19 protein-coding genes are annotated in these 15,280 nt (G+C 61.0%); 17 read left to right on the forward strand and 2 right to left on the reverse strand.

The features are described 5' to 3' along the window. Positions 1 to 134: 134 nt before the first annotated feature. A complete protein-coding gene (rpsI, locus tag ACFVVC_RS17185) occupies positions 135 to 638 on the reverse strand; it encodes a 30S ribosomal protein S9 (protein WP_018760410.1) in 504 nt (167 codons plus the stop codon). Positions 639 to 676: 38 nt separating this feature from the next. Beyond that, positions 677 to 1,120 carry a 50S ribosomal protein L13 gene (rplM, locus tag ACFVVC_RS17190; RefSeq protein WP_015937805.1) on the reverse strand — a complete coding sequence of 148 codons (444 nt, stop codon included), beginning with the start codon at positions 1,118 to 1,120 and terminating at the stop codon, positions 677 to 679. Between the two features lie 333 nt (positions 1,121 to 1,453). On the opposite strand from rplM, the gene ACFVVC_RS17195 reads away from it, so the two are divergent. The 17 genes from ACFVVC_RS17195 to ACFVVC_RS17275 all read left to right on the forward strand — a co-directional run bounded on the left by ACFVVC_RS17195 (position 1,454) and on the right by ACFVVC_RS17275 (position 15,273). Beyond that, entirely contained in the window at positions 1,454 to 2,080 is a 627-nt protein-coding gene (locus ACFVVC_RS17195; protein WP_387455931.1) for a prepilin peptidase, read from the forward strand. A 278-nt stretch (positions 2,081 to 2,358) separates the two neighbouring features. Beyond that, a complete protein-coding gene (locus ACFVVC_RS17200; RefSeq protein ID WP_109044378.1) occupies positions 2,359 to 2,559 on the forward strand; it encodes a Flp family type IVb pilin in 201 nt (66 codons plus the stop codon). Positions 2,560 to 2,715: 156 nt separating this feature from the next. Then, on the forward strand, positions 2,716 to 2,916 hold the full coding sequence (locus tag ACFVVC_RS17205; RefSeq protein WP_387455934.1) for a Flp family type IVb pilin: 201 nt from the start codon (positions 2,716 to 2,718) through the stop codon (positions 2,914 to 2,916). 127 nt (positions 2,917 to 3,043) lie between these two features. Then, the gene (locus ACFVVC_RS17210; RefSeq protein WP_387455937.1) at positions 3,044 to 3,379 is read left to right on the forward strand and encodes a TadE family protein; all 336 of its coding nucleotides are present in this window, start codon (positions 3,044 to 3,046) and stop codon (positions 3,377 to 3,379) included. After that, on the forward strand, positions 3,367 to 4,383 hold the full coding sequence (locus ACFVVC_RS17215; protein ID WP_387455940.1) for a pilus assembly protein TadG-related protein: 1,017 nt from the start codon (positions 3,367 to 3,369) through the stop codon (positions 4,381 to 4,383). The genes ACFVVC_RS17210 and ACFVVC_RS17215 overlap by 13 nt, the downstream gene beginning before the upstream one ends. A 22-nt stretch (positions 4,384 to 4,405) precedes the next feature. Further along, positions 4,406 to 5,185, forward strand: a complete 780-nt coding sequence (locus ACFVVC_RS17220; RefSeq protein ID WP_240617676.1) for a Flp pilus assembly protein CpaB — start codon at positions 4,406 to 4,408, stop codon at positions 5,183 to 5,185. Next, entirely contained in the window at positions 5,182 to 6,387 is a 1,206-nt protein-coding gene (locus tag ACFVVC_RS17225; protein WP_387455943.1) for a CpaE family protein, read from the forward strand. Before ACFVVC_RS17220 ends, ACFVVC_RS17225 begins: the two co-directional genes overlap by 4 nt. After that, on the forward strand, positions 6,384 to 7,865 hold the full coding sequence (locus ACFVVC_RS17230; RefSeq protein WP_387455946.1) for a CpaF family protein: 1,482 nt from the start codon (positions 6,384 to 6,386) through the stop codon (positions 7,863 to 7,865). Before ACFVVC_RS17225 ends, ACFVVC_RS17230 begins: the two co-directional genes overlap by 4 nt. Positions 7,866 to 7,867: 2 nt before the next feature. Continuing rightward, on the forward strand, positions 7,868 to 8,818 hold the full coding sequence (locus ACFVVC_RS17235) for a type II secretion system F family protein (RefSeq protein ID WP_387455949.1): 951 nt from the start codon (positions 7,868 to 7,870) through the stop codon (positions 8,816 to 8,818). Between the two features lie 9 nt (positions 8,819 to 8,827). Next, on the forward strand, positions 8,828 to 9,703 hold the full coding sequence (locus ACFVVC_RS17240; protein ID WP_387455952.1) for a type II secretion system F family protein: 876 nt from the start codon (positions 8,828 to 8,830) through the stop codon (positions 9,701 to 9,703). Positions 9,704 to 9,772: 69 nt separating this feature from the next. Then, positions 9,773 to 9,928 (forward strand): Flp family type IVb pilin, encoded by a 156-nt coding sequence (locus tag ACFVVC_RS17245; protein ID WP_269208826.1) that lies wholly within the window; start codon positions 9,773 to 9,775, stop codon positions 9,926 to 9,928. 261 nt (positions 9,929 to 10,189) lie between these two features. After that, entirely contained in the window at positions 10,190 to 10,393 is a 204-nt protein-coding gene (locus tag ACFVVC_RS17250; RefSeq protein WP_387455955.1) for a Flp family type IVb pilin, read from the forward strand. Between the two features lie 84 nt (positions 10,394 to 10,477). Next, the gene (locus ACFVVC_RS17255; protein ID WP_387455958.1) at positions 10,478 to 10,852 is read left to right on the forward strand and encodes a TadE/TadG family type IV pilus assembly protein; all 375 of its coding nucleotides are present in this window, start codon (positions 10,478 to 10,480) and stop codon (positions 10,850 to 10,852) included. Continuing rightward, a complete protein-coding gene (locus ACFVVC_RS17260) occupies positions 10,840 to 11,820 on the forward strand; it encodes a pilus assembly protein TadG-related protein (RefSeq protein WP_387455961.1) in 981 nt (326 codons plus the stop codon). The genes ACFVVC_RS17255 and ACFVVC_RS17260 overlap by 13 nt, the downstream gene beginning before the upstream one ends. Before the next feature lie 29 nt (positions 11,821 to 11,849). Continuing rightward, positions 11,850 to 12,599 (forward strand): Flp pilus assembly protein CpaB, encoded by a 750-nt coding sequence (locus tag ACFVVC_RS17265; protein ID WP_387455964.1) that lies wholly within the window; start codon positions 11,850 to 11,852, stop codon positions 12,597 to 12,599. Continuing rightward, positions 12,596 to 13,792 carry a CpaE family protein gene (locus ACFVVC_RS17270; RefSeq protein ID WP_387455967.1) on the forward strand — a complete coding sequence of 399 codons (1,197 nt, stop codon included), beginning with the start codon at positions 12,596 to 12,598 and terminating at the stop codon, positions 13,790 to 13,792. The genes ACFVVC_RS17265 and ACFVVC_RS17270 overlap by 4 nt, the downstream gene beginning before the upstream one ends. Next, the gene (locus ACFVVC_RS17275; RefSeq protein ID WP_387455970.1) at positions 13,792 to 15,273 is read left to right on the forward strand and encodes a CpaF family protein; all 1,482 of its coding nucleotides are present in this window, start codon (positions 13,792 to 13,794) and stop codon (positions 15,271 to 15,273) included. Before ACFVVC_RS17270 ends, ACFVVC_RS17275 begins: the two co-directional genes overlap by 1 nt. Positions 15,274 to 15,280: the final 7 nt, after the last annotated feature.

The raw sequence follows: 15,280 nt of genomic DNA on the forward strand, positions 1-15,280 counted from the left end.
AGGAGCCTGATCTACTCGACTGGCTTGACGCGCCTGCTGCCGGAAACGCGGTCCGGTTGACCGTCTCAAGGAAGTCCGGCGCGCAAAAAAGCCCGCCCCGCTGAACAGCGGGACGGGCTCCTGTGCAAGCGGTTTTAGCGCTTGGAGTACTGCTGGGCCTTGCGGGCCTTCTTGAGACCGGCCTTCTTACGCTCGATGACACGGGCGTCGCGGGACAGGTAACCGGCCTTCTTCAGGGTCGGGCGGTTGTTTTCGACGTCGATCTCGTTCAGCGAACGCGCGATGCCGAGGCGCAGGGCGCCTGCCTGGCCGGAGATGCCGCCACCGTGAATACGGGCGATGACGTCGTAGGCGCCTTCAAGATCAAGGATCTTGAAGGGCTCGTTGACGTCCTGCTGGTGCAGCTTGTTGGGGAAGTAGTTCGCCAGCTCGCGGCCGTTGATGGTCCACTTGCCGGAGCCGGGCACAACGCGAACGCGTGCAACGGCTTCCTTGCGGCGGCCAACAGCTGCGCCGGCAACGGTCAGGGCCGGGCGTTCCTTCTTGGGAGCAGCTTCGGAAGCTGAGCTCTCAGAGGTGTAGCTGGTCAGGTTTTCCTCGGCCTCGACGGCCTCGGTGGTCTCTTCGTTCTGAGCCACGATTCTCCTTGTATAGATAAGTTGTTTGGTGGCCAGGACTACTGGGCGACCTGGGTGATTTCGAAAGTCTTGGGCTGCTGGGCGGCGTGCGGGTGCTCAGCACCGCGGTACACCTTCAGCTTGCCCAGCTGCTGTGCAGCGAGGGAGTTCTTGGGGAGCATGCCCTTGATGGCCTTCTCAACGGCGCGGACCGGGTTGGATTCCAGCAGTTCCGCGTAGTTGACGGAGGTCAGGCCGCCCGGGTAACCGGAGTGGCGGTATGCGCGCTTCTGCTCCAGCTTGGCGCCGGTGAGGGCAACCTTTTCAGCGTTGATGATGATGACGAAGTCGCCCATGTCCATGTGGGACGCGAAAGTGGCCTTGTGCTTGCCGCGCAGCAGGATTGCGGTCTGGCTTGCAAGACGACCAAGGACAACGTCGGTGGCGTCAATGACGTGCCACTGGCGGTTGATATCGCCGGGCTTCGGGGTGTACGTACGCACGGTGTTTGCCTCGTTCTTGTTCTGGCGTTCTTGTTTAGGTGTCGCTAGCTCGCGCACCTACTGTCTGCGCGCTACCGGAACAGAGGTGAGGGCTCCATGTAACCAGTCATCCTGAGGTTCCGAATGTGCTCGTTGAGTAGTTATCCTGCAACCGGATCCTCAAGCGGGCACGCACCATCGGAATAGGACACGCACAACGACTACCTAGATTAGCGCGTCAGGTGGTTCAGGGTCAAAATGGGGTAGCCGGCGGTGGGCTCGTCATGGGCCGGCCCAACCAACGTAGGGGGACCAGTGGTATCAGTGGGGGGCGGCGGCTCGGCCGGTTGGCTCATGGTAATTGCCATTGGCTTGCTCGGGTGTTTCCTCTCCCCGGTGGCTGAGACCCTGATTGCGCGGCTGCTCCCTCGGCTGGGCGGCCTCCCGGCGCTGCGGGTTCGGATTACGACGGCGGCACTCACCGGCGCCGTCTGCGTCGCATTCATTTTGCGCTTTGGCAATATACCGGGCCTGCCGGCCCTAATCCTCCTGGCAGTGATAGGCGTTCAACTTTCCAGAGTGGACGTGGCCCTGCATTTATTGCCTAACCAGCTCGTATTCATTCTCTTAGTCGCCGGCATTGTCCTGTTGGCAGCCCCCCTATTATTTAGTCAGCAAGCTGATGACTTCGTCCGGGCTCTCCTTGGCGCCGTCATTTTGTTCGCCGCCTACCTTATTTTGGCGTTAATTTCGCCTGGTGGCATCGGCATGGGCGATGTGAAACTGGCGGCGCCCGTCGGCCTTTACCTGGGGTACCTAGGTTGGAGCCAGCTGCTCTACGGCGGCCTTCTGGGCTTCATCGTGAACGGCGTGGGCACCGCGGTGCTCCTTAGCAGAAAACGCCGGAATATGGCCATGGAAGTGCCACACGGCCCCGCCATGCTTGGCGCCCTGGCCCTTACAGCACTGCTCATCCAATAGCACGAACTGCGATTGAGCGACTCCTTGCGCTCGGGTTGAAGCGCGCCCATCCAAGTACTCGATGGAACAAGCCGATCGCGCCCTAGGTACCTTTCCGAGTATTCGAGTACGTCCATTCAGCGCGCCGCCTAAAAGTCGAGTACCACTACGCATTGTTGCCCTTCGGCAGAAATGACAATCTCTTCTTAGCGAAGTCCAGCCGCTAAGGATTTATGGGGGCAGCTGGAAATTCGTTGAAATAAAAATCACTTCAATTTCACCGAATTAAGGACAATAAAATGACTTCTCTCATGGTCTCGATGATGGCATTCGTTGCCGGCGTCAAGGATCGCTTCTCCTCGGAAAAGGGCGCGACCGCCACCGAGTACTCGCTGCTCGTGGCCTTCATCGCCCTGCTCATCATCGTGGGCGTCACCGCCTTCGGCGGTGCGCTTAACACCTGGTTCTCCAGCCTGGGATCCCGGGTCGGCACCTGGTAGGTCGGAGCCTCCCGAGTGCGCCGCGTCTTTGCCGTCCAGCAGGCGCGGCGCATTTCGTGGCAGCGATGAACCTTTCAAAGCTGCCAGTCAGGGATCGCCTGGGGCGATCAGCCGGCGCATCAGCGACCGTGCCAAAACAAGACATTAGGGACAGAAATGACTTCATTCATGGTCTCCGTGCTCGCCTTTGTTGCGGGCTGCAAGGACCGCATCTCCCCGGAAAAGGGTGCAACCGCGACAGAGTATTCGCTCCTCGTGGCATTCATCGCACTCCTCATCATCATCGGCGTCACTGCCTTCGGCACGGCGCTGAACACCTGGTTCTCCAGCCTGGGCTCGACAGTCGGCACCTGGTAGCCAACCCACTTTCGGTTGTGCCGCGCACCAACCGCGGCACAACCGAAAAACGCAATCAACCTCGGGGGATCCGTTGAAAAAGATCCGCAAAGCAAACACGGAACACAAGAGCCGCGGCGCAGTAGCTGTGGAGTTTGCACTGGTGGCTCCCATCCTTCTGTCCGTAGTCGTAGGAATCGTCGAGTTCGCGAACGCCTACAACGCCCAAATTTCCGTGACCCAGGCAGCCAGGGAGGCCGCTAGGACCATGGCTGTCAAGAACAGCCAGACCGACGCCAAAGCCGCGGCGGTAGCCGGGGCACCGGGTCTCACCGGCCCGTTCAGCTACACCTTCTCCCCCACGGCCTGCACACCGGATACCACGATGAAGGTAACGATTACCTACAGCGCGCCAACGATGACAGGCCTCTTTGGCTCCTCAGTCGGGCTCACCGGAGTAGGAGCCATGCGATGCGGCGGATGAATCCGGATAACAAAGCCGGCGAGCGGGGCGCTGCTGGTGTTCTTGTGGCAGTGATGATGCTGGTTCTTCTAGGTGCGGGCGCCCTCGCGGTGGACACAGGCCAGATATATGCGGAACGGGCACAGTTGCAGAATGCCGCAGACGCCGGGGCCCTGGCTGCGGTGGATCTTTGCGCAGCCTCAGGTTGCTCCCAAGCCAGTGCTGTTGCCCTTGCCTCGTCACTTGCCAACAGCAACTCCTTGGACGCGCAGTCGACAGTTCAGTCAGTTGATCTTTCAGTCGCGGGCCAAGTCTCCGTGACTACGTCTACAAAAGATGGCAGTACCAATGCCGGCTTCCTGACCAAGATGTTTGCCAGCGCCCTTAACGCTCCACCAGTGACGGTAGGCGCTACAGCAACGGCCAAGTGGAAGTACGTCACTAAAGGTATTTCCATCCTCCCGTTGACTTTCGCCACCTGCGAATTCACAGATGACGGGCTGCCCCACAAAATCCTCACCCAAGGCGGGGGCGGAGGAGCCCAGGATTGCAATGGACTCAACCCCTCGAATCAGATCATTCCAGGCGGCTTCGCGTGGCTGAAACCTGACAACACCACGGATTGCAAGGTTACCGCCGAAGTTGGGCAGTGGAGCATGACAAGCGCAGGAGCCGCCGTTCCAAACGGCTGCATCGACCTCTTCAACCCGGCGCTTAATCCGTCGCTCGCCAACTCCACCGTTGCGCTTCCGGTCTACAAGTACACCTGCGCCGGAATGCCTGCAGCCCAGTTCGGCTCATGCAATGGATCCAGCGTGCAGTACTACATCGAAAAGTGGGCCGGGTTCAAGCTCCAGGCATGGAACTTTACTGGTCAGGCCAAATATGACCCAACCAACGTTTTCACCGGGAGTCAAAAGGGTCTTTACGGAACGTTCGTCGGATACTCCGCGGACCCCAACCTCTTCACCGGAGGTTCCACCACACCCAATGGCAACGTCATTGTCATCGGGCTGATCAAGTAAAGCAACAACTAAGGGGAAGAAAGTGAAAGCACGCCTACTGGGAGGCATCGCCGCGCTAGTCATCGCGATAACCGGCACCGTCCTTCTTATTACATACGTACAGAGCGCGGATGCCCGTGCCATGGCCGGAACCGAGACCTCGGAAGTCTTCGTGGTTCAGTCCGCCGTTCCTGCAGGAACAGCAGTCAGCGATTTGGGAGGGTCGGTGGCCAAGAAGCCGCTCCCCAAGTCAGCGCTCACCGCTGACAGCGTGACCGATCTGAACTCCCTGGGCTCGAAGGTCACAGCCGTTGCCCTGGTTCCCGGCGAGCAACTGTTGTCGAGCCGTCTCGTGGAAAAGGAATCGTTCCTTGGACCGTCACGAGTCGCCGTTCCCGATGGAATGCAGGAGATCTCCCTCAAGCTCCCTATCGAACGCGTAGTTGGCGGAAAGATCTCCGCCGGCGACACGGTGGGCATCTTTATTTCCCTCACCGAATCGTCCACCAACGGGGCAGGGCAGACGGCTACGCAGTCCGCAGGCACCCAGTTGACGTTCCACAAGGTACTTGTAACCGCCACCCAGTTGAGCAACGGCAGCCCGGCCCAGCAGGATTCGACCCAAAAGTCGGATGGATCACTCAGCTCCGGCAGCAATGCACAGAGCGACGGGAACTACCTCATCACAGTCGCCCGGAACTCGGTTGACGCCGAACGCCTGGTTTACGCAGCAGAATTCGGCAAGATCTACATGTCGAAAGAGCCCACCGGTGCTACAGAAGGCACCACCGGTGTCGTGGACAAGACGAAGGTATTCCGATGAGCCGCTTCGTCCTGATCACCCCAAACACGGAATTCGAGCGCAAAGTTCGTCTGGCCACTGCAGCCATGCCGGGAACCCTTCAATACTTCCAGGCTGACTATCTTCCCCAGGGTCCAGAAGAAGTCCTGACGCAGCTCCTCGGCGAACCTCCGGAAGTTTTCATCCTCGGGCCCGGGCTCCCCGCCGACGAGACGCTCAAGTTCGCGGCCGTGATGGATCTGCAGTATCCGGAGATCAGCATGATCCTGGTAACCGACGAATCCTCCGAAGTGGCGATCCAGGCCATGCGGGCCGGCATCCGGGATCTCTTGGATCCGGCCGCAGAAGTGGATCACATCCGCATCATCGTCGAGCGGGCAAGCCTTGCCTCAGCCGGACGGCGGCGCGGCCTGTCCCCGAGCAGCTCTGAGCATCATGAGCACGCCGCGGGGGGCCGAATCATCGCCGTCATCTCCCCCAAGGGAGGGGTCGGCAAGACTACCGTGGCCACGAACCTGGCTGTGGGGCTTGGAAAGATCGCTCCAATGGGGGTGGTCATCGTGGACCTGGATCTGCAGTTTGGAGACGTCGCCAGCGGGCTGATGCTGGAACCTGACCACACCATCACGGACGCCGTTGTCGGTGCCGCGAGCCAGGACTCCATGGTTCTCAAGACGTATCTGACCGTGCACCCTGCCGGCATATATGCCCTGTGCGCCCCAAAAAACCCGGTGGAAATGGACCGGATCACGGGAGACAACGTCAGTCACTTGCTATCCCAGCTGCGGCAGGAGTTTCAGTACGTGGTTGTTGATACGGCGCCGGGGCTCGGTGAGCATGTCCTGGCGACGCTTGACCTGGCTTCGGACGCCGTTTGGATCTGCGGCATGGATGTTCCAAGCATTCGGGGCCTTCGCTCCGGAAACCAGATTCTCTCCGAACTGAACCTCTTGCCGGAAGTCCGCCACGTAGTCCTCAACATGGCAGACCGCCGCAGCGGGCTGACGCTCCAGGATGTTGAAGCCACCATCGGGGCCCCGGTAGATGTGGTGCTCCCCCGCTCGCGGACCCTTCCGTTCTCAACCAACAAAGGGATCCCGCTCCTGCAGGACGGCAGCCGGGATCCTGCGCAAAAAGGTCTCCGGCAACTGGTGAAGCGATTCGAACCCAATTGGGAAGCAAGACCACACAAGAAGTTGCACAGAAGGGCGGTAGTCCAGTGAACCTCTCACGCAGGCTTGAAAAGGCAAGGGGCACCGAGCCGAGCTTGGCAGTCGTCGAAGAAAAGCAAGATCCGTTTGCGCTTGCCAAGGAGGCGGCTGAACCAGCCACGTTGGGCCGCATCCATGACGTCAAGACCGCCGAAACAGCGCAAGCGGCCGAGGTCATCGAGCTGAGCCCCACTGCGGCTGCGGCAAGTGGCGCTTTGAGCGCACTCAAAGAGCGCGCCAGTACGGCCCTCTACGAACGGCTTGGTGCCCGCATCACGGATTCCTCCCTCGAAGAGAGCGAGCTACACCAATTCGTCAAGGACGAGCTGAAGGTCGTCGTCGACGAGGAACAGGTTCCTCTGACTTCGTCCGAGCGCCAACGCCTTATCCGCGAAATTATCGATGACGTGCTTGGCCATGGTCCGATCCAGCGATTCCTGGACGATCCGTCCGTCACGGAAGTGATGGTCAATCGTTTCGACCAGGTTTATGTGGAACGGGCCGGCAAGTTGACGTTGACGGACACCAAGTTCGCGTCCGACGACGCACTGAGGAGGGTGATCGAGCGCATCGTGTCGAAGGTTGGACGGCGCATCGACGAGTCCTCTCCTCTCGTTGATGCACGTCTGGCAGACGGATCGCGTGTTAATGCGATCATCCCGCCGCTTGCTGTCAACGGCCCCGCGCTGACTATCCGAAAGTTCGGCGGTGACGCCCTGACGGTCCAGAAGCTCATCGCGTTCGGCAGCCTCTCCCCCGAGATGGCCGAATTGCTTCAAGCGTGCGTCCTGGCCAGGATGAACATCATCGTTTCGGGCGGTACAGGCACCGGCAAGACGACGCTTCTCAATGCGTTGTCTTCCTTCATTCCCCCATCGGACCGCATCGTCACGATTGAGGACGCGGTGGAACTCCAACTTCAGCAGGACCATGTGGTGAGGCTGGAAAGCCGGCCCGCGAACATTGAAGGAAAAGGCGAGATTGCCATTCGCGACCTCGTGCGAAACTCGCTCCGCATGCGGCCCGATCGCATCGTGGTCGGCGAAGTGCGCGGCGGCGAATGCCTTGACATGCTGCAGGCCATGAACACCGGCCACGACGGCTCCCTCTCCACAGTCCACGCGAACTCGCCCCGAGATGCCATAGCCCGCCTGGAGACCCTGGTATTGATGGCGGGGATGGATCTGCCGCTCCGCGCAGTACGCGAGCAGGTTGCCTCCGCGGTGAACCTCATTGTTCACATCTCCAGGCTGCGAGACGGCACCCGGCGCGTGACGCACATTACCGAAGTGCAGGGCATGGAGGGCGATATCGTCACCCTCCAGGATGCGTTTATCTTCGATTTTGCTGCGGGAGTTGACTCGAACGGAAGGTTCCTCGGTAAGCCAGTGCCAACCGGAGTTCGGCCACGGTTCACTGACCGGTTCGCCGACCTTGGCATCAAGGTTTCACCGCACATCTTTGGCGCTGAAACGGGCCGAGGTAGATAGCCATGACGCCGTCCATGCCAGTCGCCCTCTTCATGACGGGCCTGTTCCTGGTCTACACGTCGCTCGCGCTACTTTTCGTATTCGTTTGGAAGGGACGCCCGGGCGTCCCCCTTTCCAGGCGACGCCCTGAGATCGCGCAACAATCCTCCAGCCTGACACGCCTGACCAATCAAGCTGTGGGTGCCTTGAATCGCGGCCTTAGGAAGCGCCCCACCTCGATCTTCAACCGCGACAAGTTGGAGCAGGCAGGCCTAAACAAGGAGCCCGGGGACTACCTCCTGATAGCAGGAACAATCACTTTGGTGACAACGGTCGCCGCTTTCCTCCTCGGAGGCCTCGGCATGAGCATCCTGGCCTTCATTGTCACGCCTTTCCTCCTTTATCTGGGCCTAAACTTCCTTATTTCCCGGCGCAGAAAGGCGTTCGACGCTCAGGTCCCGGACACACTGCAAATGTTCTCCGGCGGTCTTAGGGCGGGCCACAGCCTCTTGAGGGCCATCGACGCTGCAGCGCAGGAAAATGATGGGCCGATGGCTGCGGAGCTCACTCGAATCGTCAACGAAACCAGGATCGGCCGCGATTTGGGTGAATCGATGGCGGATGTCTCTCGGAGGACTGCAAGCGAGGACTTTTACTGGATAGCACAAGCCATTGAGATCCACCGTGAAGTGGGTGGGGACCTGGCGGAAGTTCTGGACCACGTTGGTGAGACAATCCGCGACCGAAACCAAGTCAAAGGCCAAGTCAGGGCACTCAGCGCAGAAGGGCGTATCTCGGCATTGGTCCTCATGGCCTTGCCGATCCTGATGTTCATCGGCCTCGTGCTGTTCAACCCAACCTACTCGCGGGTCTTCACCACGACATTCATCGGATTCGCGATGTTGGGCGCGGCGATCATCCTCTTGTCCGTCGGCGGTCTCTGGCTCAGCCGAATCATCAAACCGAAGTACTAGGGGGATGACATGCAACCCATCGCATTAGCAGCAATATTGGCCATTGTCGTGCCGATATCGGGCATGGTTTGGTTGTCTTTCACAGGCGACCGGACTGCCCTGCGTCGCATCAAGGCCAATCTGGGCGGCCGCTCCGCACAGGCATCACAGTCGCTCAACATCAGCCAACAATTCTCGAGCCTGTCCAAGCGGATTACACCCCGCGGCTACGAGGCCTGGCTTGACAAGCAATTGTCAGGCGCGGGGCGGCCAAAACAATGGCCGCTTGCCCGGATCCTCATGATCAAGCCAATGCTGGCTTTCGGCGGCGCACTCCTGGGCCTTTTGGTCTTCATGGGCTCACCCTCGGCGGGGAGGTTCTTCATTGCCTTTGTCATCGTCGCACTGGCCTATTTCCTTCCCGACATCCTCTTGCGGAACTTTGCCCAAAAGCGCCGGGAAGCAATCAGGTTGGAGCTCCCGAATGCCTTGGACCAAATGCTGATTTCGGTTCAGGCGGGCCTCGGATTTGAAACGGCCATGGGACGTGCCGGGGAGAATGGCAGGGGCCCCCTTGCGGATGAACTTATCCGGACCCTTCAGGACATTCAGGTGGGGCGCTCCCGCAAAGAGGCATACTTGGCTCTCTCGGAACGAGTTGATGTCCCCGCAGTGCGGACATTCGTTCGGGCCGTGGTCCAGGCCGATACCTACGGCATAGCTATTGCCGGCGTGTTGAAGGCACAGGCGAAAGACATGCGCATCAAGCGCAGGCAGATGGCCGAAGAACACGCCATGAAGATGCCGGTCAAGATGCTCTTTCCGCTGATCTTCTTCATCCTTCCGACGCTCTTCATCATTTTGCTCGGGCCTGCTGTCCTTCAGATCATGGCAGTTTTCTCCTAGGGGGCAGCCATGTTGAATTGGATCCCTGGCTTTCTAAACCGACGCGCCGCCTCTCTGCGTATGTTGATGATGGACCAACGCGGAGCGACGGCCACCGAATACGGGATATTGGTCGCATTCCTTGCAATGGCCCTGGTTATCGGCATCACCGCTTTTGGTCAGGCCCTGAACCTCCACTACCAGAATCTGGCGACAACGTTGAGCTCGGCTCTGGGAATCCCCTGATCCTTCTACCCAAAGCGCAGCTTGCGCTCCATAGTCCGGACCCCCTCGGCACCCAGAACCGAGGGGGTCCGTTTTTGTGTTTCGACGTCCCTGAATCCCACCGCAAGCCCAGTAAAGGCACCGCAAAAGCGCAGGGCGCGGACAACAAATAAAGGCTTTGCGCAGGATGTTGCAAGATCCGGTCAAGACGGCAAAACCCGTTGCTAACTTCATTTCAGTGCTGGTGCAGGGCCAGCCAATCCGTCTCGCTCAGGAGTCAACATGCTTTCTCTCTACACAAACCTCTCGGTTCGCCTTCGCAGCGAAAAGGGCGCAACCGCCGTTGAATACGGCATCATGGTCGCCCTCATCGCAGTCGTTATCATCGTCGCCGTCAGCACCCTTGGCGGCCAGCTCCAGACGATGTTCACCAACGTCACGAGCGACATCGCCCACCCGGCCAGCACCACTGTCCCGACCCCATAACACACGGCCGCCGTTCCGAACCCCATAGCCAAACGGCGGCACTCTGCCCGGCGGAAACAAGCAATCCAAGAGGAGGTGCAGCAGATGAAACGCGACCCGGAACGCGGCGCAGCCGCCGTTGAATTCGCGATTCTGCTGCCCCTCCTCTTGATGCTTGTGCTGGGCACAATCGAGTTTGGCAGGGCCTACAACACCCAGATCACCCTAACGAACGCAGCACGCGATGGCGTCCGCGTTATGGCAATCAACAACAATCCGACCGCAGCAGCGAGCGCCGTTCAGACCGCAGCCGCGTCGGTCAGCTCCACCATTCCGTCGTCCGCCGTTACCGTAAGCCCAACCACGTGCAGCACGGGTACTCAAGTAACAGTCACGGTCCAGTACACGCTCTCCACCATCACGGGAATCGCCGGGCCGTTTCCTATGACCGGCAAGGGAGTCATGCTGTGCGGCGGCTAGGGACGGACAGACCGATCACCACAACCCAGAGCGGCGAAGGCGGGGCCGTCAGCGTCATCGTCGCCATCCTCCTGGTTACTCTTCTTGGCTTCGTGGCTATCTCCGTCGACGTGGGCCTGATCTACTCTGAACGGGCGCAGCTGCAAAGTGGTGCAGATGCATCTGCGCTGGCCCTAGCTCAGAAGTGCGGCGTCAATTTGACGGATCCACTATGTTCAACTTCTTCTACACTTGCCGCCAGTCTGGCAAATCAGAATGCACTGGACGGGAAAAGTAACGTCTATTCCATTCAGCTGGACAAGACCGCGCGAACAGTCAGTGTGATGACGTCGGCAAAACAAGACGGCGCACCGCAGGACTCGGTCTCGCTCTACTTCGCGCGCGCGCTGGGGATCGGCAGCGAGAAGATAATGGCAACCTCTTCTGCCACGTGGGGAACCCCATCCAGAGGACCGGTAATCCTGCCGTTAGCAATCGCCTACTGCAAGTTGGACATGCTCGCCGGTTCGACGGCGGGCACCGAACAGGTTCTAGAGCAGTCCGTCAATGGATGCGGCGGCATCCCAGGGGGGTTCGGCTGGATTCAAACGACTTCAGCGAAGTGTGCCATAACTGCAACTGCAGGGGCGTCCAACAACTCCGGGATCTGGTTTTCCAGCGACACAGGGGCAAGCGTTCCGTATTCCTGTAGCCAGTCTGACTTCAATCAAATGAACAACCAAACCGTTTTGCTGCCGCTATATGACGTCGCTACCGGAACAGGCTCCAGCGGAAAGTACTACGTCAAAGGCTTCGCGGCATTCCACGTGACGGGTTACCAGTTCGCAAGCATTGGTTGGACGGCAGGTGCAAAGGTGGCCAACAAAACGATACGGGGCTATTTCGTGAAATTCGTTTCCCTCGCCCAAGGCTTTGAACTCGGCAACGCTCCGGATTTCGGTGCATCCGTTGCCCGGCTTACCCTCTGACAATCCCCACCCAAACCACGGAGTTCAAAGTGAAGTCTCGCATGCTCGCCGGAACGGCCGCCGTCGCCCTGGCGCTTGTGGGAGCCCTCCTCATCATCGTCTACGCGAACGGCGCGGACGCTCGGGCGATGGCCACTACCAGCCCCAAAAAGGTGCTGGTGGTCGAAAAGGCCATCCCCGCCGGAACCCAGGTGAACGCCATGGCAGCCTCGCTCGTCATCCAGGACGTCCCGGCGGCAGGTGTCGCACCAACAGCACTGACGTCCCTCGACGACTCTGCGGGCAAAGTCGCCGCAGTTGACCTCGTCCCCGGAGAACAGCTCCTCGCCGAACGCCTCGTCGCCCCTCAGGATGCCAAGAGCAGCAGCGCAGCCAAGGTGCCGGCCGGGCTCCAGGAAGTCACCTTCGAGCTGGAACCGAAGATGGTGGTCGGTGGCCGCCTTGAGGCCGGAGACCATGTTGCCATCGGATTCAGCTTCCCGGCCGGCGCGGACAAGAGCAAACCCGGCGAGCCCACCACCCAACTCTCGCTGCGCAAGGTCCTCGTCACGGCGGTCCAGCGTGCCGCGCAACCAACCGCCAAGCCTACCGACGGCACAAACCCGCAGGACACCACCCTCCCCCAAGGCTCGTTCATGGTGACCGTGGCCGTGAGCGACGTAGACGCAAGCAAGATCATTTACACCACCCTCAACGGCAGCCTGTGGCTCACCAAGGAACCCCTCGACGCCCAGGATAACGGCGGCTTCATCGCCAGGAAGGACAATGTGTACAAGTGAGCCGCTTCGTCCTCTTGTCCCCCAACGGCGACTTCGACCAGAAGCTGCGCGCCGCCGTCGCCAACGGCCTGCGCGGCACCGTCCAGACCATCTCGAGCGATATCCTCCCGGCAGGCCCGGCGGAACTGTTCTCCCTCCTCAACCAGGAACAGCCGGAGGTGTTGATCATCGGCCCGGACGTCCCCTATGAGGAAGCACTCCGGTTCGCCAAGGTCTTCGACGTCCAGCTTCCCGGGCTCAGCCTGGTCCTGGTCAGCGACGTGGACCCCGGAGGCTTGCTGCACGCCATGCGCGCGGGCATCCGGGACATCCTCAGCCCGCACGCCGACGCCGCCGAAATTAGGGTGCTGCTCGAACGTGCATGCCAGTCCTTCGCCACCCGCAACCGCACGCCCGAATCAGCGCATGTAGAGAACGGCGCCAAGGGCCTGGTCATCGGCGTCTTCTCTCCCAAGGGCGGCGTGGGCAAGACCACCCTGGCCACGAACATCGCCATTGGCCTGGGCCGAATCGCCCCCATGAGCGTGGTCATCGTGGACTTGGACCTGCAGTTCGGCGACGTCGCCTCCGGCCTCTACCTCAACCCCGAACACACAGTCACCGATGCCGTCACCCCCGCGGCAGCCCAGGACTCCCTGGTCCTCAAGGCCTTCCTCACCGTGCACCCGGCCGGAATCTACGCCATATGTGCCCCGCCCAACCCTGTGGACGCGGACCACATCACCCCTGACCAGGTCACCCGCCTGCTCGAACAGCTCGCCCAGGAGTTCCAGTACGTGGTAGTTGACACGGCCCCCGGGATGCCCGAAATCGGCCTCGCCGCCATGGAGCAGTGCACCGACGTTGTCTGGGTCAGCGCCATGGACATCCCCAGCCTGCGCGGCCTCCGCTCCGGCCTTGAGGTCCTCCGCCAACTCGAAATCATGCCAGAATCCCGGCACGTGGTCCTGAACATGGCGGACGCCAAAGCCGGCTTGAACGTGCAGGACGTCGAAGCCACCATCGGCGCCCCGGTTGACGTCAGCGTCCCCCGGTCCCGCGCGGTGGCACTGTCCACCAACCGCGGCATCCCCGTCCTGCAGGACTCCAAGAAGGACCCTGCCGTCAAAAGCCTCCGCCAGCTGGTGGAGCGATTCAACCCGGCCTGGCGCGCGCAGGCGCAGCGGAAGCTTCACCGAAGGGTGGTTATCTGATGAAACTCTCCGAACGCATCAACGCGGCCCAGGGCCGCACCCTCGCGCCGGCTGCCACCGCGCTGCTTGAGCCTCCGCTTCCGGCGGCTGCGCCTACCCCCGCCGAAGGTTCGGAAAAGCGCCTTCCTGCCCACACCGCCGTCGCGCATTCAACGCACGAAGCCGGCACCTCCTTTGTGCCCAAGGCGCCGGGCGTGGATGTCTTCGCAGCCATGAAGCTTCGGGCCGCCACCGCACTTTTCGAGCGGATGGGCACGCGCTTCAACGACGCCGCCGTCACCGAGCAGGAACTGCGGAGCACCGCTAAAAAGGAACTCACCAGTATCATCGACGCCGAGCAGGTGCCGCTGACGCCGGAGGAGCGCACCCGCCTGGTCCAGGATGTTGCCGACGACGTGCTGGGCTACGGTCCCCTCCAGCGCCTGCTGGACGATCCCGCCGTCACGGAAATCATGGTCAACCGGATGGACCAGATCTACGTGGAACGCAAGGGAAAGCTGACCCTGTCCGAGTCCCGCTTCAGCTCCGAAGAGCACCTGCGCAAGGTCATCGAACGGATCGTGTCCAAGGTGGGCCGCCGCATCGACGAGTCGTCCCCCCTGGTGGACGCGCGCCTGGAAGACGGATCCCGTGTCAACGCCGTCATCCCGCCGCTGGCCGTGGGCGGCTCGTCGCTTACCATCCGTAAGTTCAGCAAGACTCCGCTGACCGTTCAAAACCTCATAAACTTTGGCACCCTGACCCCGGAGATGGCCGAGCTGCTGAATGCCTGTGTTAAGGCAAAGCTCAACATCATCGTCTCCGGGGGTACGGGCACGGGCAAAACCACCCTCCTCAACGTGCTGTCCTCCTTCCTGCCGCATGACGAACGCATTGTCACCATCGAGGATGCCGTGGAACTGCAGATCCAGCAGGACCACGTGGTGAGGCTGGAAAGCCGTCCGCCCAACACGGAAGGCAAGGGCGAGGTGACCATCCGTGAGCTCCTCCGGAACTCCCTCCGTATGCGTCCGGACCGGATCGTGGTGGGCGAGGTCCGCGGCGGCGAATCGCTGGATATGCTCCAGGCCATGAACACCGGCCACGACGGCTCGCTGTCCACGGTGCACTCCAACTCCCCCCGCGACGCTGTGGCCCGCCTCGAAACCCTGGTCCTGATGGCTGGCATGGACCTTCCGCTGCGCGCCATCCGTGAACAGATCGCCTCCGCCGTGAACCTGATCGTCCAGATCTCCAGGCTCCGCGACGGGTCCCGCCGCATCACCCACGTCACCGAGGTCCAAGGGATGGAAGGCGACATCGTCACCCTCCAGGATGCCTTCGTTTTCGACTACTCCGCAGGCGTGGACGCTCACGGCCGTTTCTTGGGCAAGCCAGTGGCCACCGGCATCCGGCCCCGGTTCATCGACCGCTTCGAGGACCTGGGCATCCACGTCTCGCCGGGAGTGTTCGCCGGACCGCTCACCCCGGGCGCGAAGTAGGGACGCC

This window comes from Pseudarthrobacter sp. NPDC058196, from assembly GCF_042882685.1.
Taxonomy (GTDB): Bacteria; Actinomycetota; Actinomycetes; order Actinomycetales; family Micrococcaceae; genus Arthrobacter.